Genomic DNA, 26,644 nt, shown 5'->3' on the forward strand with positions numbered 1-26,644 from the left:
CTACTTCAGGTCGTCGGCGATGACCTGGACGATGCGCTTGGCGTTGGCCGAGCTGTCAGGTGCGCCAGAACCGTCGAGCACCGACACCGTGCTCGAATTGCCCGAGCCCTTGACCTGGATGCGGAACTTGAGGGGCCCCTCGGTCTTGCTCGAGCCGAAGGTGAAGAGCTTGCCGAAGAAGCCCGGCTCGCCCTTGTTCGGATTCGGCGGAACGTAGCGCACGAAGTAGGTGCCGGCAGTGCGGTCACGGTCTTCCACGGTGAAGCCGGTGCGGTCGAGCGCGAGGCCGACGCGGCGCCATGCGCGCTCGAAGCCTTCGCTGATCTGGACCACGGGCTGGCCGTTGACGTCGGCGACCTTGGCGGTCTGGATGGGCGTACCGGCCGCGACGAGGGCCTTGGACTGCTCTTGCGAAACGCCGAGCTTGACCATCAGGCGACGAAGGAACTCGGCCTCGAGCTCGGGGTCGCTCGGGCGCGGCTGCCACATCGTGGCGTCCTGGCGGGCCGTGCTGTAGACCTCCTGCATGCCGCGATGGCTGATGAAGATCTCGGTGCCGTTGGCGGTGCGCTCCATGCGGGTGCGGAAGCGGTCGAGTTCGCCCGTCGAATAGAGCGAATCCATGAACTTGCCGATCGTGCCGCGGATGACGTCCTGCGGCAGCTTGGCGCGGTTCTCGGCCCAGTCGGTTTCCATGATGCCGAGGTTGCGCTGCTCGGTGGTGATCAGGAAGCCGCTTTCCTGCCAGAAGTCCTTGACCGGGTCCCAGAGCTGCTCGGCGGGGCGATTCACCACCAGCCAGCGCTGCGAGCCGGCGCGTTCCATGCGAACGTCACCGATCGACGAGGCGGCCGTCGGGACGCCCGGCGAATTGGCCGAGCCGGCCTGGTACGTGTTGGCCGACACCGCGCCGCCGGGGATGGCGTAGCGGTTGTCGCGCGAGAGCTGCGTCAAGTCGGGCGGCACTTCGAGCGTGGGCCCCTTGCCGGCACTCTTGTAGTCGATCTTGTCGCTTTCGAGAGCCGAGCATGCCGCGAGGCTGGCGACAACGGCCAGCAGGGCGAATCGCGAAATGGTGTTCAACGTCATCTTCTTTCTGGGAATGTCTGGCTCAATGGATGGGCTGCATCGCCCGCAGTTTCAGAGCGCAGTCCGAGCAAAAGGTTGCCCGCATTCGCGAACTGCGCGGTAAAGATGGATCAACCCTTGAGGAGGCCGCTCGCCCGCAGCGCGGCTTCGACGGCCGGGCGGTTGGCTTCGGCGAGCTCGGTGAGGGGCAGGCGCAACGCGCCGCCGCACAGGCCGAGCCTTGCCATGGCCCACTTGACGGGGATGGGATTGGGTTCCACGAAGAGGTTGCGATGCAGCGGCATGAGCTCGAACTGGATCTGCATGGCGCGCTTCACGTCGCCGGCGATGGCGGCCACGCACAGCTCGTGCATCTTGCGCGGCGCCACGTTGGCCGTGACGCTGATGTTGCCTTGTCCGCCGCACAGCATGAGCGCAACGGCCGTCGGGTCGTCGCCCGAGTAGATGGCGAAATTCTTCGGCACCTCGCGGATCAGCCATTGGGCCCGCTCGATGTTGCCCGTGGCTTCCTTGATGCCGATGATGCCGGGCACCTTCGCGAGGCGAAGCACGGTGTCGTGCGCCATATCGGCGACCGTGCGGCCGGGCACGTTGTAGAGCACGATGGGGAGGTCGCCGACGGCCTCGGCGATGGCCTTGAAGTGCTGGTACTGGCCTTCCTGCGTCGGCTTGTTGTAGTAGGGGACCACCTGGAGCTGGCAATCGGCGCCGACGCTCTTGGCGAACTTGGCGAGCTCGATGGCTTCCTTGGTGGAGTTGGCACCGCAGCCGGCCATGATGGGCACGCGGCCCCGTGCCTGCTCGACCGAGACGCGGATGATCTCGCAATGCTCCTCGACATCGACCGTCGGTGACTCGCCGGTGGTGCCCACCACCCCGAGGCAATCCGTGCCTTCGTCGATGTGCCAGTCGATCAGCCGGCGCAGGGCGGGATAGTCGACGCTGCCGTCGTCGTGCATCGGCGTGACGAGTGCGACGATGCTGCCTGTGAGTTGCTCCAAGGGGAATCTCTTTGTCGGTGGACGAAAAGCGAACATTCTACTGATCCGCCGTTGCATGCGGCTCAGGGGCGGCCCGGGGCCTATCGGGGATTCAGCCGGTGGCGGGGCGGCTCGGCCGGTGAGCGCGTACCGGGCCGCACCGCGGCGATCCGCTGGACGAAACGGTCCGGCTCCTGCAGGAATCCGTCTTCGTAAGCGACCACTCGCAGGCCGGCGCACGTGGTCAGCAGTTCGCCGGGCTGCAGCAGGAAATCGGGCCGGGAGGGCTTCCCGACGGTCTCGTTGCCTGCCGCGAAGGTTTCATAAAGCAGGACGCCGCCCGGCGCCACCGCGGCCAAGATGGCTGGCAGCAAAGGACGCCAGAGGTAGTTTGTAACGATGACGCCGCCGAAGGCCTGTGCTGGAAACGGCCATGGACCATTTTCGATGTCCGCCGGAACTGTCTGTCCATACAGCGCCGCGGCGTCGAGCGCTTCCTGCGACCGGTCGACGCCGGTGGCCGCATGGCCCCGTTCGGCGGCGAAACGCATGTGCCGACCGGACCCGCAGGCGACGTCCAGCACGGTGGCACCCGGCGCCAGCAGGTGCCACCAGCGCTCGATCCAGGGGGAGGGGGCAAGGGAAACGTGATTCAAAAGCAGGCCCAGAGCTGGTCGATCATCGCCACGAGAAAGGCCGGTCGCGTGTAAAGCGCGAACACCCCGGCGAGCACGGCCGCGGCTGCGGCCAGCCAGCCGGTGCGCACGAGGCGGACTCGCGTCGGGTTCGACATGAACGTCTCAGGCGGGTTGTGGGGTTGGGCGCGCAATCGCACCTTCCTTGACCGGGAGGTTGATCAATGCTGCGAAGACGCCCAGCGCGATCGCGATGTACCAGACGATGTCGTAGCTGCCGGTGCGGTCATACAGATAGCCGCCCAGCCAGACGCCGAGGAACGAGCCCACCTGGTGGCTGAAGAACACGATCCCGCCCAGCATCGACAGATGCGCCACGCCGAAGATCTGCGCCACGATGCCGCTGGTCAGCGGGACCGTGGACAGCCACAGGAAGCCCATCACGCTCGCGAAGACGTAGACCGTGAGCGGCGAGATCGGCACGAGCAGGAACAGCGTGATCGCCACCGCCCGGGTGATATAGATGGCCGCGAGCAGCTTGCGCTTGGCCAGCCGCGCGCCCAGCGAGCCGGCGACGTAGGTGCCGAAGACGTTGAACAGCCCGATCAGCGCCAGCGCGTAGCTCGCCACTTCGGGAGACAGGCCCTGGTCGCGCAGGTAGCTGGGCATGTGCACGCCGATGAACACCACCTGGAAGCCGCAGACGAAGTACCCGGCCGTCAGCAGCATGAAGCTCGGATAGCTGAAAGCTTCGCGAATTGCCTGGCCGATGGTCTGGTGACGGCGCACCGCGACCGAGTCGTGGCGCGGCTCGCGCAGCCCGAAGGCCAGCGGAACGATCATGAGCACCATCGCGGCCAGCACGACCAGCGAGCCGTGGGCGCCGAGACGCGCGATGAGCTGGCCCTCCACGGGCACCATCAGGAACTGGCCGAACGAGCCTGCCGCGGCGGCGACGCCCATGGCCCAGGACCGCTTTTCGGGCGAAATCTGCCGGCCGATCACGCCGTAGATCACCGCATAGGTGGTGCCGGCCTGCGCCGCGCCGATCAGCACGCCGGCCGTCAGCGCGAACATCAGGGGCGTGGGCGAGAACGCCATCCCGACCAGGCCCAGCGCATACAGCACGGCGCCCGCCACCAGTACCCGGAATGCGCCCAGCTTGTCGGCCAGCATCCCGGCGAACACGCCGATCAGCCCCCACGACAGGTTCTGCACTGCGATCGCGAACGAAAAGGCCTGCCGCGACCAGCCCTGTTCCTGCGTGATCGGTTGCAGCCAGAGCCCGAATCCATGCCGGATGCCCATCGACAGCGTGACGATCATGGCTCCGCAGAGGAGCACCTGCTTGAGGCTGAGAGACTGGCGGGCGGCGGGATTCATGGCGGGCAATGTACCCAAAAGCCGCATGCGGCGCCGGTCTGAGGCCAAAAGCGATTATTGATATTTGCGCATTGCATTGATGAGGCGAAAAGCGCGGCCTGTCCCGGCGGGCCGGGCCGTCGCCCTAGAATCCCGCGCCATGGCAAGCAAGGAACCAGGCAGTTACGGGGAAGCGTCCATTCGCGTCCTCAAGGGGCTCGAGCCCGTCAAGCAGCGGCCGGGCATGTACACCCGCACCGACAACCCGTTGCACATCATCCAGGAAGTGGTCGACAACGCCGCCGACGAGGCGCTCGCGGGGTTCGGCAAGAAGATCAAGGTCGTGCTCCACACCGACGGCTCGGTGAGCGTGGAAGACGACGGCCGCGGTATTCCGTTCGGCCTCCATCCGGAAGAAAAGGCGCCGGTCGTCGAACTGGTGTACACGCGCCTGCATGCGGGCGGCAAGTTCGACAAGGGCGCCGGCGGCGCCTACAGCTTCTCGGGCGGCCTGCACGGCGTGGGCGTCTCGGTGACCAATGCGCTGTCGAAGCGACTCGAAGTGACCTCGTACCGCGAAGGCTCGGTCGCCCAGATCGCCTTCGCCGCCGGCGATGTCGTCGAAAAGCTCAAGGTGCGTCCGCAGGAAAGCGCGGCGGCCTCCAGTGGCGATGGTCCGCGCGATCGCCGCCAGGGCACCACGGTGCGCGCCTGGCCCGACGCGAAGTACTTCGAGTCGGCGGTGCTGCCGGTCCACGAACTCACGCATCTCCTGCGCAGCAAGGCGGTGCTGATGCCCGGCGTCTCGGTCTCGCTCGTGGTCGAGAAAACCAAGGAGACCCAGACCTGGCTCTACAAGGGCGGCCTGCGCGACTACCTGATGCAGACGCTCAACGGCGACCCGGTGATCCCGCTCTTCGAGGGCTCGGGCCATGCCGACAAGAACGCCGACAACTTCGCCGAAGGCGAGGGCGCCGACTGGTGCGTCGCCTTCACCGAAGAAGGCCAGCCGGTGCGCGAGAGCTACGTCAACCTCATCCCGACCAGCGCGGGCGGCACGCACGACAGCGGCCTGCGCGATGGTCTCTTCAACGCGGTCAAGAGTTTCATCGACCTGCATTCGCTGTTGCCCAAGGGCGTGAAGCTGCTGCCGGAAGACGTGTTCGCGCGGGCTTCGTATGTGCTGTCGGCGAAGGTGCTCGACCCGCAGTTCCAGGGGCAGATCAAGGAGCGGCTCAACTCCCGCGATGCGGTGCGGCTCGTTTCCAGCTTCGCCCGCCCGGCGATGGAGCTGTGGCTCAACCAGCATGTGGACTACGGCAAGCGGCTTGCCGAACTCGCCATCAAGGCCGCGCAGACGCGCCAGCGCGCCGGCCAGAAGGTCGAGAAGCGCAAGGGCTCCGGCGTGGCCGTGCTGCCCGGCAAGCTGACCGATTGCGAAAGCCGCGACACCGCGCACAACGAGGTCTTCCTCGTCGAGGGCGATTCGGCCGGCGGCAGCGCCAAGATGGGCCGCGACAAGGAATGCCAGGCGATCCTGCCCTTGCGCGGCAAGGTGCTCAACACCTGGGAAGTCGAGCGCGACCGGCTCTTCGCCAACACTGAGATCCACGACATCTCGGTCGCGATCGGCGTCGACCCGCATGGGCCGGACGACACGCCCGACCTCTCGGGACTGCGCTACGGAAAGATCTGCATCCTGAGCGATGCCGATGTGGACGGCTCGCACATCCAGGTGCTGCTGCTCACGCTGTTCTTCCGCCACTTCCCGAAGCTCATCGAGGCCGGGAATGTGTACGTGGCCAAGCCGCCGCTTTTCCGCGTCGATGCACCGGCGCGCGGCAAGAAGCCGGCGTCGAAGGTCTATGCGCTGGACGAAGGCGAGCTCACCGCGATTCTCGACAAGCTGCGCAAGGACGGCGTGCGCGAGAACGCCTGGAGCATCAGCCGCTTCAAGGGCCTGGGGGAGATGAGCGCGGAACAGTTGTGGGAAACCACGCTGAATCCCGATACGCGGCGGCTGCTGCAGGTCCGGCTCGGCCGCTTCGACGTGCAGGGGACGCAAGGCGAGATCACCAAGCTCATGGGCAAGGGCGAGGCCGCGGCGCGGCGCGAGTTGATGGAATTGCGCGCCGACGAAGTCGAAGTGGATATTTAGCTCGCCCCCAGGCTGCGCGCATTTCGTGTCGCTCCGCCAACCCCCGTCCCGGGGCAACACCGGCGGACCGGCGAAGCCGGATCCGCGGTGTTCCTGGCCTGGGGTCGGTTGAACATTTTGTGACGGGGTAGACGACGTACGTTGACCGGGCGCGGGCATAGTGCCGCATGGCGAAATCGATGACGCTTTCTGGATGGATGGTTGCACTGCTGTCGGCACTCGTGCTGGCGGCTTCGCCGCGGGCCGCCCGGGCGACGGACATCTTCGGCTACGTCGACGACAAGGGCGTGGCGCATTTCGCGTCGGAAAAGGTCGACGAGCGCTACCAATTGTTCTTCCGCGGCGGGCAGAGTTTCGACACCGCGAACGGCCTCGGCCGCGGGCGGAGCGGCCCGGTCGACGGCAAGGTGCCGCGTGCCTCGCAGGCGCTGATCTCGATGTTCGAGGCCTCGCCGAGCTACAAGCCGGCACAGGGCGCGATGCGCGAGGCCGCCCGCCGCCACTCGATCGACTACGAACTCCTGCAGGCGCTGGTCGCGACCGAATCGGGCTTCGATGCGCAGGCCGTCTCGCCCAAGGGCGCGATGGGACTCATGCAGGTGATGCCCGCGACGGCGGAGCGCTACGGCGTGGCGGCCGACAAACGCGCGTCGATCGAGAAGAAGCTCTTCGATCCGCGCATCAACATCGCCACCGGCGCGCGTTATCTGCGAGACCTGATCGCGATGTTTCCCGGCGACCTCGAACTCGCGCTGGCCGCCTACAACGCGGGCGAGGGCGCAGTGCAGCGCGCGGGCAACAGGATCCCGAACTACCGCGAGACGCAGAATTACGTGAGCACGGTGCTTCAGCTCTACGCCTACCTCAAGCCTTCGGCCGCGATCGGCCGGGGCAAGGCGCCGGCGCGCATCCGCATGGAAATGGGCGTGCCGGCGGGTGGCGCCCTCGGTCGTGGCAATATGCCGCCCGACGTGCGCGGCCGCCCGGCCATGCCGGCGCTGCCCGAGGCGTTGACGGCCGCACCTGCAGAGCCGGCACCGTGATCCGGCAAATTTCCCGAAAGGGTGAGCACGCCGAAGCGCGCTGACCCGACATCCATTTCACTTCCTTGCTCCCATGGACCAACCCACGCTCGATTTCCAGAGCCCTGAAGACGACGGCGCGCTGACGCTGGCCGACTACGCGCAGACCGCGTACCTCGAATATGCGCTCTCCGTCGTCAAGGGCCGCGCCCTGCCCGATGTGAGCGACGGCCAGAAGCCGGTGCAGCGGCGCATCCTCTATTCGATGTCGCGCATGGGCCTGGGCTTCGGCGGCGCCAACGGCACGGTCGGCGCCAAGCCGGTGAAGAGCGCGCGCGTGGTCGGCGACGTGCTCGGCCGTTTTCATCCGCACGGCGACCAGGCCGCCTACGACGCGCTGGTGCGCATGGCGCAGGATTTCTCGCAGCGCTATCCGCTGGTCGACGGGCAGGGCAACTTCGGCAGCCGCGACGGCGATGGCGCCGCGGCGATGCGCTACACCGAAGCGCGCCTGTCGCGCATCACCAGCCTGCTGCTCGACGAGATCGACGAAGGCACGGTCGACTTCATCCCCAACTACGACGGCTCGACCGACGAGCCGCGCCTGCTGCCGGCGCGGCTGCCTTTCGTGCTGCTCAACGGCGCGAGCGGCATCGCGGTCGGCCTCGCGACCGAAATCCCGAGCCACAACCTGCGCGAAGTGGCCGATGCCTGCGTGGCGCTGATCAAGTCCAACGGCAAGCTGAGCGACGAGGAACTGTTCGGGCTCGTGCCGGGGCCCGACTATCCGGGCGGAGCGCAGATCATCAGCAGCGCGGCCGAGATCGGCGAGGCCTATCGCACCGGCCGCGGCTCGCTCAAGGTGCGCGCGCGCTGGAAGATCGAGGAACTCGCGCGCGGCCAGTGGCAGGTGGTGGTCAATGAACTGCCGCCGGGCGTGAGTTCGCAGAAGGTGCTCGAGGAGATCGAGGAACTCACCAACCCGAAGGTGCGTACCGGCAAGAAGGCGCTGACCGCCGAGCAGACGCAGCTCAAGGCCGCAGTGCTCGCGGTGCTCGACGGCGTGCGCGACGAATCGAGCAAGGATGCGCCGGTGCGGCTCGTGTTCGAGCCCAAGACCTCGCGCATCAGCCAGGAAGAGTTCATCGGCACGCTGCTCTCGCAGACCTCGCTGGAGACTTCGTCGCCCGTCAACCTCACGATGGTCGGCATCGACGGCAAGCCCACGCAGAAGTCGCTGCGGCAGATGCTGAACGAGTGGATCGCGTTCCGCGAAGTCACCGTCGAGAAGCGCTCGCGGCATCGCCTCGGCAAGGTGCAGGACCGCATCCACATCCTCGAAGGCCGGCAGATCGTCCTGCTGAACATCGACGAGGTGATCGCGATCATCCGTGCCTCCGACGAGCCCAAGGCGGCGCTGATCGCGCGCTTCAACCTCAGCGACCGGCAGGCCGAGGACATTCTCGAAATCCGGCTGCGCCAGTTGGCGCGGCTCGAGGCCATCAAGATCGAGCAGGAACTCAAGAGCCTGCGCGAGGAGCAGCAGAAACTCGAAGACATCCTCGCCAGCCCGGCCGCACTGCGCCGCCTGCTGGTGAAGGAAATCGAAGCCGATGCGAAGAGCTTCGAAGACCCGCGCCGCACGCTGATCCAGGCCGAGAAGCGCGCCGTCGCCGAAGTGCGCGTGGTGGACGAGCCGGTGACGGTGATCGTGTCGCAGAAGGGCTGGGTCCGCACGCAGAAGGGCTGGGCCAGCGAGCGCGCGGCGGGGTCCGCGCCGCCCGAGTACAGCTTCAAGTCCGGCGATGCGCTCTACGGCGCCTTCGAATGTCGCTCGGTCGATACGCTGCTGGTCTTCGGCACCGCCAAGGACAAGAGCGTGCGCGTCTACAGCGTGCCGGTGGCGTCGCTGCCGGGCGGCCGGGGTGACGGGCAACCGGTGACCACGCTGATCGACCTCGAAAGCGGCACGCACGTGGCGCACTACTTTGCCGGTCCGCTCGGCGCGAACCTGCTGCTGTCGAGCACAGGCGGCTACGGCTTCATCGCAGCGGTCGAGAACATGGTCTCGCGCCAGAAGGGCGGCAAGGCTTTCGTCGACGTGGGCGAGGGCGAGCAGCTCTGCCAGCCTTCGCTGGTCGGCGGTGCGGGCGGCGCAGACCCGTTGCCGGCGGCCACGCATGTGTGCTGCGCATCGACGGGCGGGCGCATCCTGACCTTCGAGATCGGCGAGCTCAAGGCGCTGCCGAAGGGCGGTCGCGGGCTAACGCTGATCGACCTCGAAGCCAAGGACACGCTCGCGGGCGCGGCGGCCTACACGCGCAGCGTGAAGATCGAAGGCGTCGGCCGTGGCGGCAAGGAGCGCGAGGAAACGCTGGAGATCCGCTCGCTCAACAACGCCCGCGCCGCGCGTGCGCGCAAGGGTAAGGCGGCCGATCTGGGCTTCAAGCCGGCGAACGTCACGCGCGTGCAGTAACGCGCACGGCCGGAGACATACGCATGGAAGTCGGCATCCTCGGCCTCGTCATCGCGATCGTGAGCGGGATCGCGAGCTTCGCACTCGGCCGCTGGTTGTCCAGGAGGCGGCGCGAAAAGACCACGCAGAAGGCGCGCGCGGCCGAGCACGCATCGCAGAGCCGCCAGGTGCGGCGCGCGCGCGAGCGGCAGCAACAGCGGCGGCGCTGAAATGGCGCGCGCCCAACCCGTCGCCCGTCCGAAGCCATAGACCTTTCGCTCCATTGCTGCGCCGCGCAAGGCATGAAATATTGCGGCGCAGAACGACGAGGAGCGGCATGGACGAAACCATCCAGCAGCTGGTAGGCGAGCGTCGCCGCGCGCTCCACGGCGTCGACGATGGTCATCGCCCCTGGGGGCTCGCGTTGTCCGGCGGGGGCATCCGCAGCGCCACCTTCTGTCTCGGCCTGCTCAAGTCGCTGGCGGGGCATCGGCAACTGCTGAAGTTCGACCTGGTTTCGACCGTCTCGGGCGGCGGCTATATCGGCGCGACGATCGGCCGCCTGTGCACCGATGCCAAGTCGCCGGACGACGTGCGCGAAATTGAGCGGGCACTCGGCGACGTGGACCGTGCACGCTTCGGCTGGTGGCTGCGCGCCAACGGCCGCTATCTCATCCCGGGGGCGTGCGCGACACGCTCTTCGCAGCCGCGCTCTACCTGCGCAATCTTCTGGGCACGCACATCGAACTCGCAATCGCCGCGAGCCTCATCGGCATGGTGCTCGCCGCGACCAACCTGCTGCTGTGGGATGCGGTGTTCCGTGCGGTGGACCTCAACAGCGTGCCGCCCGACTCGGTCAGCAGTGTCACCGACCTCGACGCCACGCAGTACGTGCGGCTGCTCGTCGAGTGGGCGACGCAATGGCCCACCCTGTGGTTCACGCTGGTCGGGCCCTTCATTGCTTCGGTCGTCCTCGCATGTGCGTACTGGTCGGTGCGCGACAAGCCGTCGAACGCCTCGATGCTCCTGCAGATCGGGATGTGGCTCGCGCTCGGCATCGGCGCGAGCTTCATCGGCGGGCCGCTGGTCAAGCGCTACAGCGGGCCGGTGTGGATCACGCCGGCCTTCGTCGGCTTCTCGATGTGCTGGGTCGTCGCGCTGTTCTGGGTGTTGTTCAAGAGCCACCGGAAGGCGGCGGCCGCGATGCGCAACGAGCTCACCGACCGGCTGGCGTCGGTCATCAACACGGCGTTGCTGATCGTCATGCTGGGCCTGCTCGACTTCAGCGCGTGGTGGCTCGCTGCGGAAGACTCGCAGCTGCGCGTGTCCTATGGCGCCGTGCTGCTGGTGTTGGCGGCGGCGCTGCGTGGGGTGCTGCCGATGCTGCTGTCGCACCGGCAGGAGATACCCGGCATCGGCAAGTCGCTGATGCTGACCCTCGCGAGCCTGCTCGGGCTGGTGCTGGCCTTCTGCCTTGCGGCCTGGTGGATCGGCGTGGTCTACACCGTGGCGCTGTTGCCGGTGTTCACGCCCGCGGGGCTGGACTTCACGCGAGGCTGGGCGTGGCTCGGCACCATCGCCGTGATCATCGGCAGCTACGCGATCGTGACGGGGCGCAACTTTGCGTTCCTCAACGTCTCGTCGCTGCACATGTTCTACAAGGCGCGCATCGTGCGCGGCTACCTCGGCGCGGCCAATGCGCGGCGGCTCGGCGCGAGCCCGGTGGACCAGGTCTCGGGGCTGGAGCCGCCCCAGGTGCCTGTGGGCGAGGTGGACCCGCACGACGACATCTCGCAGCTGCGCTACGCGCCGCACGTGCACGGCGGGCCGGTGCACCTTGCGAATATCTGCATCAACCAGACGCACAGCACCAAGGACAAGCTCTTCAACCGCGACCGCAAGAGCCAGCCGCTCACCGTCGGTCCGCTGGGCTGGATGCAGGCCGGCGGCGCGAAGTGGACGCAGGCGCACGGCGACGGCGCTCTCTCGCTCGGCGCGTGGACCGCCATCTCGGGCGCGGCCTTCGCGCCGGGCCTCGGGCGGCTGACCAAGCGCGGGCTCGCGACGCTGTCGGTCTTCGCCGGATTGCGGCTCGGCTACTGGTGGAACAGCGCGGAGGCCGGCATCCTGCAGCGCGGGGCGGTGGTGCATGCAAGCCCGCTGCTGATGAAGACGCGCTTCCTGCTCCTCGAATGCTTCGGCGCGTTCCCGGGCAGCAGCTCCGCCAACTGGTATCTGAGCGATGGCGGGCATTTCGAGAACACGGCCGCGTATGCGCTGCTGCGGCAGGAGGCGGCGCTGATCGTGATCGCGGACTGCGGCGCCGATCCCGACTACCGCTTCTGCGATCTCGAGATCCTGATCCGGCGCGCGCGCATCGACCTCAATGCCGAGATCACCTTCATGAAGCCGAGACCGGGTGCGGACTGGAAGCACCTCGAAGCCTTCGGTTCGCTGAACGACCTCGCGTCGCCGCGCAGCCAGGCCTGCCTCGCACTCGCGCAAGTGCGCTATGCCAGCGGCGCCACCGGGCAGATCGTGCTGGTCAAGCCGAACGTCTCGGCCTCGCTGCCGGTGGACCTGGTGAACTTCAAGGCCGCCAACCCGCTGTTCCCGCAGCAACCGACCACGGACCAGTTCTTCGACGAAGCCCAGTGGGAGAGCTACTTCCGCCTCGGCGCGGAGATCGGCAACCGCCTGGAAGACGAAATGCTCTCGCACGTCGCGATGGGCGCCGTGGGTCTCTTCGTGCCCGATGACGGCCAGCCGGATTCGACGCCGCGCTCGGTCAAAGGCGGCGACAGGGACAGCGCGACCGCTGCGGCAGTGGGCTCGATGAGCCGCTTGCAGGCGCGTGTGCTGAAGGCCGGTGCGGTGACCGCCTCGATCGGCATCGGCACCGCCGCGACCTTCGGCGTCGCCGCGTGGCAGGGCATCGACAGTTGGCGTGCGCAAAGGGCGGACCAGGAACGCTCCGAGAACAGCGCCTTCAAGGACCTGACCGAACGCTGGGCCCACCTGCACAGCGGCAACGCCGGCGGCGATGCGCCCTCGCTGCTGGCTGCGGAACTGCTGCGCACCGGCGACCTGCTGTGCCGCGAGGGCAGCGACAACTTCATGGCGAGGTTCCGCCTGTCGGTGCGCATCGTCGACGACGCGAAGCAGGCCTGCGGCAACGAGGCGCCGGGCCAGCGCTCGCCCGCATGCGCGCGGCTGCTCGATCCGGGCAACGGCATCAACTGCCTGCAGCCCGCGCAGGCGCCGCCGTGCGCGCCGCGCTACTGGGCGCGCGACTACACCGGCCAGACCGGCTCGAAGCAGAACTGCAGCGGCACCTTGCCAGAACCCTGGCCGGTGGCGGTCTGGGTGCGCGATGTGCTGACCGGGCGGCGCGGCGAGGAGACCCGGGTGGCGGCGGCGCCACCGTCGCCCGTGGCACGCCCCGGTGCCGCCGTGCCGCCGACTTACGCGCCTGCGCCCGCAGCGCCCGACGGCAACGGCTCGGCGGCGGGATCGCCCGCGCCCGCGATGCCGCCTCCGCCCGACGCCTGCCAGGGTGCGGTGGTCTATATCCAGACCTACGGGACCGCATTGCGCGACAAGGCGCGCAACTGGCGCGGGCCCTGGCGTGCGTTGGGCGCATCGGTGCCGCCGATCGAAGACGTGCTCAGCACCTCGCGCCGCGCGGGCCGCGCACCGCCTGTCGGCCATCCCGATCCGACGGTGGTCATCCGCGACGAATCCTCGCGTGCCTGCGCAGAGGCGCTCGTCCAGACCGCGAACTCGCCCACCGGCCAGCCCTGGGTCATCAAGCTGCTGCCGAGATCGATCAAGGCCGAGCCGGGTGCGATCGAAGTCTGGCTGCCGCGGGCCAGGGACGCTGCGGGTGCCTGAGCGTCGGGCGCGCTCAAGTCGCCCGACGGGGTGATGACAGCGCGTCGGCCGAAGCGTCCAATCGTTCACAGCCCGGAGGATGGCCATGGACACATCACCGATCGCCGGCCTTGTGGCCGCTTGCGCACTGATCGCCGCGTGCGAGTCGCAACCTGCGGTGACCTTCGTCGCGAACGGCGGCGACTTCGACGTACTCAGCCTCACCGAGGTCCAGGACACCTGCGATGCCCCGGCCCGGCTCGGCTACCTGACGTGGTGGGATGGCGCCACGCTGCGTGGCTGCTGGGTGCGCGACGGCAGGTACATCCGCATGCGGATCACGAACCTCGACGACGTTCGCATTCCCGTCGGCGACTTTCGAAGCACGGAGATCGCGGACGACCGCCTTCGCACGCCGGATTGATCCGGCCGCTGGCCACCCACAGCAGGGATACCAGTGAATCAGGGGAATCCCTAAGTCGGTGCTGAAACCGGTTTCAAATATACTGGCGCCGCCCGCGACGATGTGCGTTCATCGCGGAAATGCACTCGTTGCGAACACGCACTCCAGCCTCGTTTCCCCCGTGAACTACCAATTCCAGTTCGACGCCGTTTTTGCCGCCTGGCCGCTGCTGCTCAAGGGCACCTGGATCACGATCCAGCTCTCGCTCGTGGCGACGCTGCTCGGCTTGGTGGTGGCCATCTTCTGCGCCTGGGGCAAGGTCTCGGGGCCGAAGTGGCTGCGCTTCATCGTCAATGCGTACATCGAGGTCATCCGCAACACGCCGTTCCTGGTGCAGCTCTTCTTCTTTTTCTTCGCGCTGCCCGCGGTGGGCCTGCGCTGGTCGCCCTACACGGCCGCGCTGACCGCAATGGTGGTCAACCTCGGCGCCTATGCGGCCGAGATCGTGCGCGCGGGCATCGAGTCCATTCCGAAGGGCCAGATCGAGGCGGGCCGGGCGCTCAATCTCAAGGGCTGGGAGATCTTCCGCTTCATCATCATCAAGCCGGCACTCAAGGCCATCTACCCGGCGCTCACGAGCCAGTTCATCCTGCTGATGCTGAGCTCGGCGGTGGTGTCGGTGATCTCGGCGGACGACCTCACCTCGGTCGCGGCCAACCTGCAGTCGCAGACCTTCCGCAGCTTCGAGATCTACATCGTGGTCGCGTGCATCTATCTCGCGCTGGCGCTGTCGTTCTCGGCGCTGTTCAAGCTGATTTACCGGCGCACCCTCAACTACCCCGATCGACGCTGAACGCCATGCGTACCTTTGGTTTTCCCGAATTCCTGTTCATCCTCCAGGCGGCCCAGTGGACGCTGGCGCTGTCGGCGATCGCCTTCATAGGCGGCGCGATCCTCGGGCTCGTCATCGCCTTGGCGCGCACTTCCGAGAACAAGACGGCGCGCGTGCTGTCCACCGGCTTCATCCAGATCTTCCAGGGCACGCCGCTCTTGCTGCAGCTCTTCCTGATCTTCTTCGGCGCTCCGGTGCTCGGCTTCGATATCAATCCGTGGATCGCGGCCGGCGTGGCGCTCGTCCTCAACAGCGCGGCCTTCCTCGCAGAGATCTGGCGCGGCTGCATCGAGGCGATTCCGCGCGGCCAGTGGGAAGCCGCACACGCGCTCAACCTGAGCTACACCTCGCTCATGCGCGACGTGGTCCTGCCGCAGGCCTTCAAGATCGCGCTGCCGCCGACCGTGGGCTACGTGGTGCAGATCATCAAGGGCACCTCGCTCGCGGCCATCATCGGCTTCACCGAAGTCACGCGCGCCGGGCAGATCATCAACAACGCGACCTTCCAGCCGCTGCAGGTCTTCACGACGGTGGCGGCGATCTATTTCGTCATCTGCTGGCCGCTGTCGCTCCTCGCTGCTCGTATGGAGCGGCGGCGAGCCCGCGCCTTGGCCCGATAAGGCACTCCCCCATGCTCCGCGCACTTCGTGTCGCTACGCAAGCCCCTCGCCGGGGGCAACACCAGCGGCCCGGCAAAGCCGGTTCCGCGGTGTTTCCCAGATTCGCTTTCAACCCCAAGGAGACCTCGACATGTTCCGTTCCACCACCCGCCGCGCTGCCGTCGCAGCCCTGGGCCTGGGCGCCGCGCTCACCGTGTTCGCACCGCTCGCTTCCGCGCAGACCGTTGCGGACATCAAGAAGAAGGGCGAGATCACCATCGGCATGCTGGTCGACTTCCCGCCCTACGGCACGACCAACGCGCAGAACCAGCCCGACGGCTACGACGCCGACGTGGCCAAGCTGCTCGCGAAGGACTGGGGCGTGAAGGCCAACATCGTGCCGGTGACCGGCCCGAACCGCATTCCCTTCCTGCTGACCAACAAGGTCGACCTGCTGGTCGCGTCGCTCGCGATCACGCCCGAGCGCGCGAAGCAGGTGCAGTTCTCGCAGCCTTACGCGGCCGCGACCATCGTGCTCTACGGCAAGAAGGCCCTGCCGATCAAGAGTGCTGCCGACCTGAAGACCGTGCGCGTGGGCGTGGCCCGTGCCAGCACGCAAGACGTGGCCGTGACGAAGGCTGCGCCGGAAGGCACCGAGATCCGCCGCTTCGACGACGACGCTTCGGCCATGCAGGCGCTGATGTCGGGCCAGGTCGATGCGATCGGCGCCTCGACCACCGTCGCCGCGCAGATCGCCAAGCGCGTGCCGGCCGACACCTTCGAAAACAAGTTCACGCTGGTTCAGCAGAACATGGGCATTGCGATGCGTCCGGGTCAGGATGATCTGCTCAAGAACGTGAATGAGTTCGTGCAGAAGAACTCGGCGAATGGCGAGCTCAACAAGCTCTACAACAAGTGGCTCCAGACGGACCTGCCCAAGATGCAGTAATAGGCTCACCCCCAGGCTTCGCGCACTTCGTGTCGCTACGCCAACCCCCTTGCAGGGGGCAACACCAGCGGCCCGGCGAAGCCGGTTCCGCGGTGTTTCTGGATTGACTGGACTTTAGGAATACACGGCCATGACGGACTCAGTCGCCACCCACGCGGGCACGGACACCATCATCCGGCTCGAGGCGGTGAACAAGTGGTACGGCACCTTCCAGGTGCTGACCGACATCGACCTTTCGGTGCGCACCGGCGAACGCATCGTGATCTGCGGCCCCTCGGGCTCGGGCAAGTCGACGCTGATCCGCTGCATCAACCGCCTGGAGACGGTGCAGAAGGGCCGCATCGTGGTCGACGGCATCGAGCTCACCGCAGGCGGAAAGAACGTCGATGCGGTGCGCGCCGAGGTCGGCATGGTGTTCCAGCAGTTCAACCTGTTCCCGCACCTCACCATCCTGCAGAACTGCACGCTCGCGCCGATGCGTTCGCGCGGCATGTCGAAGGCGCAGGCAGAAGAGGTCGCGATGAAGTACCTCACCCGCGTGCGCATCCCCGATCAGGCGCACAAGTACCCGAGCCAGCTTTCGGGCGGCCAGCAGCAGCGCGTCGCGATTGCGCGGGCGCTGTGCATGTCGCCCAAGATCATGCTGTTCGACGAGCCCACTTCTGCGCTCGACCCGGAGATGGTCAAGGAAGTCCTCGACACCATGATCGGCCTCGCCGAAGACGGCATGACCATGCTGTGCGTCACGCACGAGATGGGCTTTGCGCGCAGCGTGGCCGATCGCGTGATCTTCATGGCCGACGGCAAGATCATCGAGCAGGGCGCACCGACCGAGTTCTTCGGCAATCCGAAGCACGAGAAGACCCGGCAGTTCCTGGGCCAGATTCTGAGCTCGCATCACTGATGGCCACGCCGGTCCTGATTTCTCTTTCATCCTTCGGCGCCGCCGAGATCGGCCGCCATGGGCAGCTCTGGTGCGCGCAACTGGCGAGGGCCGCGGGTGCCGACAGCGTCGAGGTGCGCGGCGAGTTGCTGCGCGACCCCGAAGCCGAACTGCCGGCACTGGCCGGTCTCGCATCGGTCTATTCGAGCCCTGAAGGCCTCTTCGCGCAGGGCGGCGATCTCGACGAAGCCGCGCTCGGTCGCGGCATTGCGGCCGCGACCACGCTGGGCGCCGTACGGCTCAAGATGGCGATCGGCGACTTCGGCCCTTCGTCGCACGGCGCGCTGAATGGCCTCAAGGCCCGGCTGGCCGAAACCTCCGTCGAACTCGTCATCGAGAACGACCAGACGGCTTCGGCCGGCACGCTGCCCGCCTTGCAGGCCTTCTTCGATGCGGCCGATCGCGTCGGCCTCGATCTCGGCATGACCTTCGACATGGGCAACTGGCACTGGCTCGGCGAATGCCCGTTGCAGGCCGCGCAGGCACTGGGCTGGCGTGTGCGCTACGTGCATTGCAAGGGTGTGCAGCGTCTTCCAGCGAAATGGGTCGCGGTGCCGCTGGCCGATTCGATCGCGCCGTGGCGCTCGGTGCTGCGTGCGCTGCCGGCCGATGTGCCGCACGCGATCGAATACCCGCTGGTCGGCGATGATCTGCTCGGTGTCACGCGCGACCAGATTGCGCACATCCGATCACTTCGAACGACAACATGACTTCATCCGCCTTCGATGTCGCGTTGTTCGGCGAGGCCATGCTGCTGCTGGTCGCCGACCAGCCGGGCCCGATCGAGAACGCCAACGCCTTCCACAAGCGCACCGCCGGCGCGGAAACCAACGTGGCCATCGGCCTGTCGCGCCTCGGCCTGAAGGTCGGCTGGGCGAGCCGGCTCGGCACCGATTCGATGGGCCGCGCGCTGCTCGCGACCATGAAGGGCGAGGGCATCGACTGCTCGCATGTCATCTGTGATGCGACGCAGCGCACCGGCTTCCAGTTCAAGGGCCGCGTCACCGACGGCAGCGATCCGCCGGTCGAATACCACCGCAAGGGGTCGGCTGCGAGCCACATGGGCCCGGCCGATGTCGATGAAGCGTGGCTGCGCTCCGCTCGCCACCTCCATGCGACCGGCGTTTTCGCGGCGATCTCCGACACCAGCCTGCAGGCCGCGATCAAGTCGATGGACGTGATGCGTGCCGCCGGCCGCACGATTTCGTTCGACCCCAATCTGCGGCCGACACTCTGGTCGTCGCCCGAGACGATGCGGCACTGGATCAACGAACTCGCCGCGCGCGCCGACTGGGTGCTGCCCGGCATCGAGGAAGGCCTGTTCCTCACCGGCGACGGCACGCCCGAGGGCATCGCGCGCTTCTACCGCGCCCGCGGCGCGAAGCTGGTGGTGGTCAAGCTCGGCGCGAAGGGGGCGTACTACGACAGCGACGTCGCGGGCACCGGCACCATCGAAGGCTTTCCGGTCAAGGAAGTGGTCGACACCGTCGGCGCCGGCGACGGCTTCGCGGCCGGTGTGATCAGCGCCTTGCTCGAAGGCAAGTCGGTGCCGGACGCCGTGCGCCGCGGCGCCTGGATCGGCGCGCGCGCGGTGCAGGTGCTCGGCGATACCGAAGGCCTGCCGACGCGCGCCCAGCTCGACGAGGCCCGCCTGTGACACGCAGGAACATCCTCGTCTTCCGCGAATTGCCCGATGACCAGCTCGCGCGGCTGAAGGCCGAACATGAGGTCACGGTCGCCAACCCGCGCATCGGTGCAGAGCGCGCGGCCTTCGATGCGGCACTGCCGCTCGCGCACGGGCTGATCGGCTCCAGCTTTCCGATCGACGACGCGCTGCTCGCGCGCGCACCGCAACTCCAGGTGGTGTCCAGCGTGTCGGTCGGCGTCGACAACTACGCGCTCCAGGCGCTGCATGCGCGCGGCATCCTGCTGTGTCACACGCCGGGCGTGCTCGACGAGACCGTGGCCGACACGGTCTTCGCGTTGCTGATGGTGACCAGCCGCCGGGTGGTCGAGCTCTCGAATCTCGTGCGCGAAGGCCGATGGACCCGGAACATCGGCGAAGACCTGTTCGGCTTCGACGTGCACGGCAAGACGCTGGGACTGCTGGGCTTCGGCCGCATCGGGCAGGCGATCGCGCGCCGCGCGTCGCTCGGCTTCGGCATGCCGGTGCTCTATCACGCGCGCCGGCCGGTGGACCTGGCCGCGCAGGCGCCCGAGCTGCAGGGACGCGCGCTGCACACGCCGCTCTGGGAGCTTCTCGCGCGCGCCGACTTCGTGGTCGCGATGCTGCCGCTGTCGGACAGCACGCGCGGCATGATCGACGCCCGCGTGTTCGATGCGATGAAGCCCGGCGCGATCTTCATCAACGGCGGGCGCGGCGCCACGGTGCGCGAGGACGCCTTGCTCGCAGCGCTCGACAGCGGCCGCCTGCGCGCCGCCGGCCTCGATGTGTTCGCCGCCGAACCCTTGCCCAAGGATTCGCCGCTGCGCACCCATCCGCGCGTGACGCCGCTGCCGCATATCGGCTCGGCCACGCACGAGACGCGCCATGCAATGGCGGAAATGGCGACGACGAACCTGCTGCGTGCGCTCGCCGGCGAGCGTCCGCTGGCGGTCTACGACACGGCCTCCGCTTGAACGCGAGGACACCCATGCAGCGTCCGGCCCGCGCGACCATTGCCGACGTCGCCAAGGCGGCGGGCGTGTCCAAGGCGACCGTCTCGCGCTTTCTCAATCACCGTGAACGGCTGCTGAGCCCGGACATTGCGGCGCGCGTCGAAGCCGCCATCGCCCAGCTCGACTACTCGCCGAGCCCGATGGCGCAGGCGCTGAGCCGCGGGCGCTCGCGCCTCATCGGCCTGATCGTGGCCGACATCACCAATCCCTATTCGGTGGCCGTGCTGCGCGGCGCGGAGAAGGCCTGCCAGGACGCCGGCTACCTCGTGATGCTGTTCAACCTCGGCAACGATATCGACCGCGAGCGCGAGGCCATCGATGCGCTCGCCGGCTATCAGGTCGACGGCTTCATCCTGAACACGCTCGGCCGGGGCGTGGGCCTCGCAGATGCCGAGGCCCTGCATGGCAAGCCGGCGGTGCTGGTGGACAGACGCCATGCGGGCATGCACACCGATTTCGTGTCGCTCGACAACGTAGTGGCCATGAAGACGGCTTGTGGCCATCTGGTGGAAGGCGGCTTTCGCGACCTGCTCTACATCACCGAGCCGCTCAAGGGCGTGAGCTCGCGGCGCGAACGGGCGAGCGCCTTCGGCGCCTGCATGACGGCACATGAATCGCGCGTGGCGGGCGAGGTGTTCGAGTGCACGGGCGAAGACAGCGACAGCCTGGATGCCGCATTGCGCGCATTGCACAAGCGCGCCGGGCGCGGCCGCCGGGTCGCGGTGCTCGCCGGCAACGCGGTCGTGACCTTGCGCGTGGCGAGTGCGATGGCGCGGCTCGGCCTGCAGTTCGGCGCCGACATCGGCTTCGTCGGTTTCGACGATCCGGAATGGGCGCCGCTGATCGGCCCCGGCCTGAGTGCGATTGCGCAGCCCACCGATGCGATCGGCCGGACCGCGGCGACCTGCCTGATCGAGCGACTGCAAGGGCTCGAGGGACCCCCGCGGCAGTTGCTGCTGCCGGGGGAGTTGATCGTTCGGGGGTCGTCCGGACCGGCGTGAGTCGCCCGCTGCGTTGGGCAGCCGTTTCGATCGAGGCGCTCGTCATTCCGTCCGAAAAGCGTGCGGGTTCGACGCTCTGTTGGCTTCCGCCTGCCTGCGCCGTCTCCTAGAGTCGTTCGCATCTACAGCGAATGATCCCGAGGAGGTTCAGATGACTGCGCCCGACATCCGCAAGGTCCTCGTTCTCGGTGCCGGCAAGATCGGCGGTACCGTGGCGGACATGGTGGCCGAATACCACCGTCTTCCGGTCACGCTGGCCGATCGGCAGCACGCGCCACACGAACCGGGCGACCGGCTGGTCACCCGCACCATCGTCGATGTCGACGAAGAGACATCGCTCGTCTCTGCGCTGTCCGGGCACGATGCGGTCATCAATGCGCTTCCCTTCTACCTTGCTGCCCGCGTCGCCGCGGCGGCCCGCGCGGTGGGCATTCACTACTTCGACCTGACGGAAGACGTCGCAGCCACCGCAGCGATTCGCGCACTGGCCGTGGATGCCGGCTCGGTGCTGATGCCGCAGTGCGGCCTCGCGCCCGGCGTGATCGGCATGCTCGGCGCGCATCTCGCGGAGCGCTTCGACGAGCTCTACGACCTGCACCTGCGCGTGGGTGCGCTCTCGCGTCATGCGACCAACGGCCTGCGCTACAACTTCACCTGGAGCATCGATGGCGTCATCAACGAGTACTGCCATCCCTGCGCGGCCATCGCGCAAGGCCAGCAGGTGTCGGTGCCGCCGCTGGAGGGGCTCGAGACGCTGGTGCTCGACGGCGACACCTACGAGGCCTTCAACACCTCGGGCGGACTCGGCACGCTGTGCGAAACGCTCGCGGGCCGGGTGCGCAATCTCGACTACAAGACGATCCGCTGTCCGGGCCATCGCGATGCGATGAAGCTGCTGCTGCACGATCTGCGGCTGATCGAGCGGCGCGACCTGTTGCGGCAGGTGCTGGAGAACGCGGTGCCGCACAGCCGGGAGGACATGGTGATCGTCTTCGCCTCCGCATCCGGCCTGCGCCGCGGGCGCTTCGAGCAGGAGACGCGCATGGCGCGCATCCAGGGCGGCCACCTGCGCGGCGTGGACCGCACCGCGATCGAGCTCGCGACGGCGGCCGGCGTGGTCGGTGTGTTCGAGCTGCTTCGCAGCGGCCGGCTGCCGGCACGCGGCTTCCTGGGGCAGGAGCAGGTGGCGCTCGAGGACTTCCTCTCGACGCGCGTCGGCAGTTGCTATGCGGCACTGGCCGAACCGACGTCGGGCCGGCCATCCGCCACACCGCATCGCGGCAGCACCCCCGCCCACACTTGGCCACCCCAGGCGCGACGCCGGACCCGGAAGGCGCCACGCCCATGAGCGACGCGGGCACTCTACGTCGCGAGCCGCACCGGAATCCGCCGCGGCCCGAAGCCGCGCCTGAATGCGCCGAACCGGCCCGCGACCGCCGTGCCGCAATGCGGGCAGATGCCGCGCTCGTCGAGGCGGCATTCGAGCACCGCATACCCGTCCCGCCGCACCAGCGGCTCGCGGCATGACGGACAGAAGGTGGTGCCGCCTTCGACGTCGCGCACGTTGCCGGTGTAGACGTGATGCAGCCCGTTGGCGAGCGCGATGGCGCGGGCGCGCTTCAGCGTGGCCGGCGGTGTCGGCGCCACGTCCAGCATCTTGTAGTCCGGATGGAAGGCGGTGAAGTGCAGCGGTACGTCGGGGCCGAGGTGGTCCGCGATCCAGCGCGTCATGGCCTCGATCTCGGCGTTCTCGTCGTTCTGGCCGGGAATCAGCAGCGTCGTGATCTCGAACCAGCAGCGTGTCTCGTGCTTCAGGTACCGCAGCGTATCGAGCACCGGCGCGAGATGCGCGCCGGTCTGCTGGAAATAGAAACGCTCGGTGAATCCCTTGAGGTCGACGTTCGCCGCGTCCATCCGTTCATAGAACGCGCGGCGCGGCTCCGCGTGCATGTAGCCCGCGGTCACCGCCACGCTGTACAGCCCGAGCGCATGACAGGCATCGGCGGTGTCCATCGCGTACTCGGCGAAGATCACCGGGTCGTTGTAGGTGAAGGCCACGCTCTGGGCGCCGTTCTGCTTGGCGGCCTGTGCGATTCGTTCGGGCGAGGCCGTGTCCATGAGCCGGTCGAACTCGCGGCTCTTCGAGATGTCCCAGTTCTGGCAGAACTTGCAGGCGAGGTTGCAGCCCGCGGTGCCGAAGCTCAGCACGCTGCTGCCGGGGAAGAAATGGTTGAGCGGCTTCTTCTCGATCGGGTCGATGCAGAAGCCCGAGCTGCGCCCGTAGGTGGTGAGCACCATTGCGTCGCCGACGCGCTGCCGCACGAAGCACATCCCGCGCTGGCCTTCGTGCAGGCGGCAGTCGCGCGGGCAGAGGTCGCACTGGATGCGCCCGTCGTCGAGACGGTGCCACCAGTGGGCGGGCCGGTCGTCCGTCGCCATGGCACTCACGCCTCGAAGGCAATCGCGCCGTAGCCGACCACGCGATCGAGGTCGCCCGCGGTGTCGCCGGAGTTGCGCAGATCGAGCAGGCGCGGCTTCAGGCCGTGCTGCCGTGCAGCCAGCAGGGCGCCGTTGATCGCTTCCGATCCGCAGGCCTCGTGCGGCGTGAGTCCGGCATCCAGGTGCAGGATGCGCTGCACGGTCGCCTTGTCGGCGAGCCCGGCCTTCGCATAGGGCAGGTAGTGCGACAGGTCCGAGCTGACGACGATCAGCGTTTCGTCGCCGCCCCAGAGGCGTTCGAGCACTTCCGCCACCGCGGCGCCGCCGGTGTCGCCGACGACCAGCGGCACCAGCGTGAAGTCGCCGAGCGCCGCCTGGAGGAAGGGCAGGTGCACTTCGAGCGAATGCTCCTGCGCATGCGCCCGGTCGCTCAGGATCACTTGCGGCAGATCGGCGATGCGGTCGATCATTTTGCGATCGACGGCGATCCGGCCCAGGGGGTCTGGAAGGCGTCGGATTCGGGTGCGGCGAGGCCGTTCACCCACACGCGATGCGCAGGCCCCAGAAGCACTACGCGGCGGATCGGCGGTGCACCCGGAAGCCGCAGCAGAGCATAGGCGCTCGCGGCAACGGGCCCCGAATAGACGTAGCCCGCGTGCGGCGCGATCAGCAGCTTGGGCCGTGGATGCGTTTGCACGCCCTCATCGGTGCCGTCACGCAGAAAGCCCTCCACCTGCTCCCGCAACTCGCGCGGCGCGGACGGGTAGAACAGGCCACAGACGGCGGCATGGCGCACGGCGGGCATGAAGGCGGCTCCTGGCGTTGAATTTGAACCTTCCGGATTCGAAAATCAAATCCCATCCGCCATGTCCTTACCCGGAGCGTGCCATGAACGAAGAAAGCCTCAACATCAGCATCCGCAAGTTCCTCAAGATGGTCGGCGTGAGTTCGCAGCGAGAGATTGAGCAGGCGGTCAGCAAGGCGCTGGCATCAGGATCGATTGCAGACAACGCCGCGTTGCCCGCAAAGATGACGCTCGAGATTCCCGGATTGCAGCTCAAGGTCGGGTTCGATGGCGAAATCCATCTGGAGTGAACGGCCCGGCGGGCCCGTTCTTCTGGTTCCTCGGGCTCAGGCCGCGGGCGGCGGCGGAACCGCGCCGCGCCGGTCCAGCTTGCGGCTGAGCACCACCGAGGTGTGCGTGTGCTGGATGCCTTCGATGAGTCCGATGCGGTCGAGCAGGGCGTCCAGCTGCTCGTTGGTTTCGCAGCGCAGCAGGACCATGTAGTCGAACTGCCCGCTGACGGCCGAGACCTCTTCGACCTCGGGTAACCGTTCCAGTGCACGCATGACGGCGGCGCCCATCTTTGGTGCGACGCTCAGGCCGCAGTAGGCGCGCACCGCGGCTTCCTCCAGGCGCTTGCCCAGGCGCACGCCGTAGCCGGCGATCACGCCTTCGTGCTCGAGCCGCGCGATGCGCGCGACGACGGTGGTGCGCGCCATGCCGAGCTTACGCCCGAGCAGCGCAGCTGATTCGCGCGCGTTGGCTTGCAGCAGGCTCAGCAGGTGGCGGTCGGTGTCGTCCAAATCGAAGCCTCAGGCAGGCAAGCCCCGTGAGCACGCGATGCGGGGGCCCCTGCGGATCCGGCTCCGCCGGGCCGCAGGGTGCGCCCCCTCGAGGGGGTGCAGAGCCACACGCAGTGAGCGAGGCTGGGGGTGGTCACACCTCCGCAATCAGTTCGATCTCGACGCAGGCGCCGAACGGAATCTGCGCGACGCCGAAGGCGCTGCGCGCGTGCGCACCCTTTTCGCTGCCGAACACCTCGGCGAAGAGTTCGCTCGCGCCGTTGGTCACGAGATGCTGCTCGGTGAAGCTGCCGGTCGAATTCACGAGGCTCATCACCTTGACGATGCGCTTGACTTTGTCAAGGCTGCCGACGGCTGCGTTGAGCGTGCCGAGCAGGTCGATCGCGATCGCGCGCGCGGCCTCTTTGCCTTCCTCGGTCGTCATGTTGGCGCCGAGCTGGCCCACCCACGGCTTGCCGTCCTTCTTGGCGATGTGGCCGGAGAGAAACACCAGCTTGCCGGTCTGCACGAAAGGCACGTAGGCGGCGGCGGGCACGGAGACGGGCGGCAGCGTGATGCCGAGGCTCTTGAGTTTGTCCTGGATGCTCATGGGATGTCCTTGTTCTCGGGTGGCAGTAAGGCGGATGGCGGATTGTCCGCCACCGGGCCGGCTTCGGCGCGCGCAGCGAGCAAGGCTTCGCCCAGCCGCTCCTCGATGGGCTGCACCGTCACGCCGACGTGCAGCGAATGGCGCGCGCCGCCGTGCAGCACGCCCCGCATCGGCGATACGTCGGAATAGTCGCGGCCGATCGCGAGCGTCACGTAGTCCTCGCCGGGCTGGCGGCCGTTGGTCGGATCGAAGTCGACCCAGTCGCCCGGTCCGTCGGCGCCGGGCAGGTAGACCGACACCCACGCATGCGATGCATCGGCGCCGACGAGCCGCGGCTGTCCGGGCGCCGGCTGGGTGAGCAGATAGCCGCTGACATAGCGCGCCGGCAGGCCCATGGTTCGCATGCACGCGATCATGATGTGCGCGAAGTCCTGGCATACGCCACGGCGCTCGGCGAGCGCCTCGATCGCGGGCGTGCTGATTTCGGTGCTCTCGGCGTCGTAGTCGAAGTCCTTGAACATGCGCAGTGCCGGGTCCATCGCCACGTCCAAGGTCGGCCGGCCGGCGGCGAAGCTGGGCCGCGCATAGGCCGCGAAGTCGGCATGGCGCGGCACGTAGCGCGACGGGAACAGGAACTCGGCCGCGGGGTCGTAGTGCGAATCCTTGACATAGCGGAAGCGCTCGCGCACCTCCTCCCATGGCAGCTCGCGCGCCACCGAGGCGGGCAGTTGCGGCACCGAGGTCTCGACCACGCTCTCGGCGGTGACGAGCAGTTCCTCGTGTGTCGAGTCGAGCGCGAAGAAGGTGCGCGCATTGCCGAAGACGTCCGGCGATTCGCTGCTCTGCACCGGCGACGGCGTGATCCTGAGCGCATGGCTCACCAGCCGCTGCGATGCGGTGGTCATCGGTTTCAGGTGCGCGAGATGCTGCGCCGTATCGACCGGCGGCGTGTAGTCGTAGCGCGTGAAGTGCGTGACGTGGAGCAGCAT

The 26,644-nt window shown here is 67.8% G+C and carries 25 protein-coding genes and 2 pseudogenes; 17 read left to right on the forward strand and 10 right to left on the reverse strand.

Features of this window, described 5'->3' with window-relative positions:
• The 5 genes from bamC to ACQ858_RS05940 form a co-directional block, all read right to left on the reverse strand.
• Window positions 1-1,089 carry an outer membrane protein assembly factor BamC gene (bamC, locus tag ACQ858_RS05920; RefSeq protein ID WP_431275830.1) on the reverse strand — a complete coding sequence of 363 codons (1,089 nt, stop codon included), beginning with the start codon at window positions 1,087-1,089 and terminating at the stop codon, window positions 1-3.
• A gap of 110 nt (window positions 1,090-1,199) precedes the next feature.
• A complete protein-coding gene (gene dapA, locus ACQ858_RS05925; RefSeq protein WP_431275831.1) occupies window positions 1,200-2,126 on the reverse strand; it encodes a 4-hydroxy-tetrahydrodipicolinate synthase in 927 nt (308 codons plus the stop codon).
• A 44-nt stretch (window positions 2,127-2,170) separates the two neighbouring features.
• Window positions 2,171-2,725 carry a class I SAM-dependent methyltransferase gene (locus ACQ858_RS05930; RefSeq protein ID WP_431275832.1) on the reverse strand — a complete coding sequence of 185 codons (555 nt, stop codon included), beginning with the start codon at window positions 2,723-2,725 and terminating at the stop codon, window positions 2,171-2,173.
• Window positions 2,722-2,862 (reverse strand): hypothetical protein, encoded by a 141-nt coding sequence (locus ACQ858_RS05935; RefSeq protein ID WP_431275833.1) that lies wholly within the window; start codon window positions 2,860-2,862, stop codon window positions 2,722-2,724. The genes ACQ858_RS05930 and ACQ858_RS05935 overlap by 4 nt, the downstream gene beginning before the upstream one ends.
• 7 nt (window positions 2,863-2,869) lie before the next feature.
• The gene (locus ACQ858_RS05940) at window positions 2,870-4,087 is read right to left on the reverse strand and encodes an MFS transporter (RefSeq protein ID WP_431275834.1); all 1,218 of its coding nucleotides are present in this window, start codon (window positions 4,085-4,087) and stop codon (window positions 2,870-2,872) included.
• 139 nt (window positions 4,088-4,226) lie between these two features.
• Here ACQ858_RS05940 and ACQ858_RS05945 point away from each other — a divergent pair, with 139 nt between their 5' ends.
• The 16 genes and pseudogenes from ACQ858_RS05945 (at window position 4,227) to ACQ858_RS06020 (ending at window position 22,388) form a co-directional block, all read left to right on the forward strand.
• A complete protein-coding gene (locus tag ACQ858_RS05945) occupies window positions 4,227-6,224 on the forward strand; it encodes a DNA topoisomerase IV subunit B (RefSeq protein ID WP_431275835.1) in 1,998 nt (665 codons plus the stop codon).
• A 179-nt stretch (window positions 6,225-6,403) separates the two neighbouring features.
• On the forward strand, window positions 6,404-7,267 hold the full coding sequence (locus tag ACQ858_RS05950; protein WP_431275836.1) for a lytic transglycosylase domain-containing protein: 864 nt from the start codon (window positions 6,404-6,406) through the stop codon (window positions 7,265-7,267).
• Window positions 7,268-7,340: 73 nt separating this feature from the next.
• The gene (parC, locus tag ACQ858_RS05955) at window positions 7,341-9,722 is read left to right on the forward strand and encodes a DNA topoisomerase IV subunit A (RefSeq protein WP_431275837.1); all 2,382 of its coding nucleotides are present in this window, start codon (window positions 7,341-7,343) and stop codon (window positions 9,720-9,722) included.
• A gap of 23 nt (window positions 9,723-9,745) precedes the next feature.
• A complete protein-coding gene (locus ACQ858_RS05960; RefSeq protein WP_431275838.1) occupies window positions 9,746-9,931 on the forward strand; it encodes a hypothetical protein in 186 nt (61 codons plus the stop codon).
• 107 nt (window positions 9,932-10,038) lie between these two features.
• Window positions 10,039-10,323: pseudogene (locus ACQ858_RS05965) on the forward strand (patatin-like phospholipase family protein); the annotation flags it as partial.
• A 23-nt stretch (window positions 10,324-10,346) separates the two neighbouring features.
• Complete coding sequence (locus tag ACQ858_RS05970) at window positions 10,347-13,595, forward strand: hypothetical protein (protein WP_431275839.1); 3,249 nt, start codon at window positions 10,347-10,349, stop codon at window positions 13,593-13,595.
• An 85-nt stretch (window positions 13,596-13,680) separates the two neighbouring features.
• Entirely contained in the window at window positions 13,681-13,998 is a 318-nt protein-coding gene (locus ACQ858_RS05975; protein ID WP_431275840.1) for a hypothetical protein, read from the forward strand.
• A gap of 160 nt (window positions 13,999-14,158) precedes the next feature.
• On the forward strand, window positions 14,159-14,830 hold the full coding sequence (locus ACQ858_RS05980) for an amino acid ABC transporter permease (protein ID WP_431275841.1): 672 nt from the start codon (window positions 14,159-14,161) through the stop codon (window positions 14,828-14,830).
• Window positions 14,831-14,835: 5 nt separating this feature from the next.
• Window positions 14,836-15,489, forward strand: a complete 654-nt coding sequence (locus ACQ858_RS05985; RefSeq protein ID WP_431275842.1) for an amino acid ABC transporter permease — start codon at window positions 14,836-14,838, stop codon at window positions 15,487-15,489.
• 130 nt (window positions 15,490-15,619) lie between these two features.
• Complete coding sequence (locus ACQ858_RS05990) at window positions 15,620-16,417, forward strand: transporter substrate-binding domain-containing protein (protein ID WP_431275843.1); 798 nt, start codon at window positions 15,620-15,622, stop codon at window positions 16,415-16,417.
• Between the two features lie 130 nt (window positions 16,418-16,547).
• Window positions 16,548-17,321: an amino acid ABC transporter ATP-binding protein gene (locus tag ACQ858_RS05995; RefSeq protein WP_431275844.1), complete on the forward strand. Its 774-nt coding sequence runs from the start codon at window positions 16,548-16,550 to the stop codon at window positions 17,319-17,321.
• Window positions 17,321-18,070, forward strand: a complete 750-nt coding sequence (locus ACQ858_RS06000; RefSeq protein ID WP_431275845.1) for a sugar phosphate isomerase/epimerase family protein — start codon at window positions 17,321-17,323, stop codon at window positions 18,068-18,070. The genes ACQ858_RS05995 and ACQ858_RS06000 overlap by 1 nt, the downstream gene beginning before the upstream one ends.
• Entirely contained in the window at window positions 18,067-19,017 is a 951-nt protein-coding gene (locus tag ACQ858_RS06005; protein WP_431275846.1) for a sugar kinase, read from the forward strand. The genes ACQ858_RS06000 and ACQ858_RS06005 overlap by 4 nt, the downstream gene beginning before the upstream one ends.
• Window positions 19,014-20,000 carry a 2-hydroxyacid dehydrogenase gene (locus tag ACQ858_RS06010; RefSeq protein ID WP_431275847.1) on the forward strand — a complete coding sequence of 329 codons (987 nt, stop codon included), beginning with the start codon at window positions 19,014-19,016 and terminating at the stop codon, window positions 19,998-20,000. The genes ACQ858_RS06005 and ACQ858_RS06010 overlap by 4 nt, the downstream gene beginning before the upstream one ends.
• 14 nt (window positions 20,001-20,014) lie before the next feature.
• Complete coding sequence (locus ACQ858_RS06015; protein ID WP_431275848.1) at window positions 20,015-21,040, forward strand: LacI family DNA-binding transcriptional regulator; 1,026 nt, start codon at window positions 20,015-20,017, stop codon at window positions 21,038-21,040.
• Window positions 21,041-21,191: 151 nt separating this feature from the next.
• Window positions 21,192-22,388 carry a saccharopine dehydrogenase family protein gene (locus ACQ858_RS06020; RefSeq protein WP_431275849.1) on the forward strand — a complete coding sequence of 399 codons (1,197 nt, stop codon included), beginning with the start codon at window positions 21,192-21,194 and terminating at the stop codon, window positions 22,386-22,388.
• Between the two features lie 14 nt (window positions 22,389-22,402).
• On the opposite strand, the gene amrS is transcribed toward ACQ858_RS06020, so the two are convergent.
• Together amrS and amrB are read right to left on the reverse strand one after the other, a co-directional pair.
• Entirely contained in the window at window positions 22,403-23,479 is a 1,077-nt protein-coding gene (gene amrS, locus ACQ858_RS06025; protein ID WP_431275850.1) for an AmmeMemoRadiSam system radical SAM enzyme, read from the reverse strand.
• 5 nt (window positions 23,480-23,484) lie between these two features.
• A pseudogene (amrB, locus tag ACQ858_RS06030) lies at window positions 23,485-24,284 on the reverse strand (AmmeMemoRadiSam system protein B).
• 83 nt (window positions 24,285-24,367) lie between these two features.
• On the opposite strand from amrB, the gene ACQ858_RS06035 reads away from it, so the two are divergent.
• Entirely contained in the window at window positions 24,368-24,574 is a 207-nt protein-coding gene (locus ACQ858_RS06035) for a DUF6494 family protein (protein ID WP_431275851.1), read from the forward strand.
• 36 nt (window positions 24,575-24,610) lie between these two features.
• Here ACQ858_RS06035 and ACQ858_RS06040 read toward each other — a convergent pair whose 3' ends face one another.
• The 3 genes from ACQ858_RS06040 to ACQ858_RS06050 all read right to left on the reverse strand — a co-directional run bounded on the left by ACQ858_RS06040 (window position 24,611) and on the right by ACQ858_RS06050 (window position 26,644).
• Window positions 24,611-25,066, reverse strand: a complete 456-nt coding sequence (locus tag ACQ858_RS06040) for an Lrp/AsnC family transcriptional regulator (RefSeq protein WP_431275852.1) — start codon at window positions 25,064-25,066, stop codon at window positions 24,611-24,613.
• A gap of 133 nt (window positions 25,067-25,199) precedes the next feature.
• Window positions 25,200-25,655 (reverse strand): RidA family protein, encoded by a 456-nt coding sequence (locus ACQ858_RS06045; protein WP_431275853.1) that lies wholly within the window; start codon window positions 25,653-25,655, stop codon window positions 25,200-25,202.
• Window positions 25,652-26,644, reverse strand: a complete 993-nt coding sequence (locus ACQ858_RS06050; RefSeq protein ID WP_431275854.1) for a transglutaminase family protein — start codon at window positions 26,642-26,644, stop codon at window positions 25,652-25,654. Before ACQ858_RS06050 ends, ACQ858_RS06045 begins: the two co-directional genes overlap by 4 nt.

This window comes from Variovorax ureilyticus (genome assembly GCF_050632185.1).
GTDB classification, from domain to species: domain Bacteria; phylum Pseudomonadota; class Gammaproteobacteria; order Burkholderiales; family Burkholderiaceae_C; genus Variovorax; species Variovorax ureilyticus_A.

Coding starts and splice junctions, on each gene's coding strand:
- ACQ858_RS05940 (WP_431275834.1), bottom strand. CDS start 4,087: ATGAATCCCGCCGCCCGCCAGTCTCTCAGCCTCAAGCAGGTGCTCCTC.
- ACQ858_RS05975 (WP_431275840.1), top strand. CDS start 13,681: ATGGACACATCACCGATCGCCGGCCTTGTGGCCGCTTGCGCACTGATC.
- parC (WP_431275837.1), top strand. CDS start 7,341: ATGGACCAACCCACGCTCGATTTCCAGAGCCCTGAAGACGACGGCGCG.
- ACQ858_RS05990 (WP_431275843.1), top strand. CDS start 15,620: ATGTTCCGTTCCACCACCCGCCGCGCTGCCGTCGCAGCCCTGGGCCTG.
- ACQ858_RS06020 (WP_431275849.1), top strand. CDS start 21,192: ATGACTGCGCCCGACATCCGCAAGGTCCTCGTTCTCGGTGCCGGCAAG.
- ACQ858_RS06015 (WP_431275848.1), top strand. CDS start 20,015: ATGCAGCGTCCGGCCCGCGCGACCATTGCCGACGTCGCCAAGGCGGCG.
- ACQ858_RS06050 (WP_431275854.1), bottom strand. CDS start 26,644: ATGCTGCTCCACGTCACGCACTTCACGCGCTACGACTACACGCCGCCG.
- ACQ858_RS06045 (WP_431275853.1), bottom strand. CDS start 25,655: ATGAGCATCCAGGACAAACTCAAGAGCCTCGGCATCACGCTGCCGCCC.
- ACQ858_RS05950 (WP_431275836.1), top strand. CDS start 6,404: ATGACGCTTTCTGGATGGATGGTTGCACTGCTGTCGGCACTCGTGCTG.
- ACQ858_RS05995 (WP_431275844.1), top strand. CDS start 16,548: ATGACGGACTCAGTCGCCACCCACGCGGGCACGGACACCATCATCCGG.
- ACQ858_RS05935 (WP_431275833.1), bottom strand. CDS start 2,862: ATGTCGAACCCGACGCGAGTCCGCCTCGTGCGCACCGGCTGGCTGGCC.
- ACQ858_RS06000 (WP_431275845.1), top strand. CDS start 17,321: ATGGCCACGCCGGTCCTGATTTCTCTTTCATCCTTCGGCGCCGCCGAG.
- ACQ858_RS05945 (WP_431275835.1), top strand. CDS start 4,227: ATGGCAAGCAAGGAACCAGGCAGTTACGGGGAAGCGTCCATTCGCGTC.
- bamC (WP_431275830.1), bottom strand. CDS start 1,089: ATGACGTTGAACACCATTTCGCGATTCGCCCTGCTGGCCGTTGTCGCC.
- ACQ858_RS05985 (WP_431275842.1), top strand. CDS start 14,836: ATGCGTACCTTTGGTTTTCCCGAATTCCTGTTCATCCTCCAGGCGGCC.
- ACQ858_RS05960 (WP_431275838.1), top strand. CDS start 9,746: ATGGAAGTCGGCATCCTCGGCCTCGTCATCGCGATCGTGAGCGGGATC.
- ACQ858_RS06005 (WP_431275846.1), top strand. CDS start 18,067: ATGACTTCATCCGCCTTCGATGTCGCGTTGTTCGGCGAGGCCATGCTG.
- amrS (WP_431275850.1), bottom strand. CDS start 23,479: ATGGCGACGGACGACCGGCCCGCCCACTGGTGGCACCGTCTCGACGAC.
- ACQ858_RS06035 (WP_431275851.1), top strand. CDS start 24,368: ATGAACGAAGAAAGCCTCAACATCAGCATCCGCAAGTTCCTCAAGATG.
- dapA (WP_431275831.1), bottom strand. CDS start 2,126: ATGTTCGCTTTTCGTCCACCGACAAAGAGATTCCCCTTGGAGCAACTC.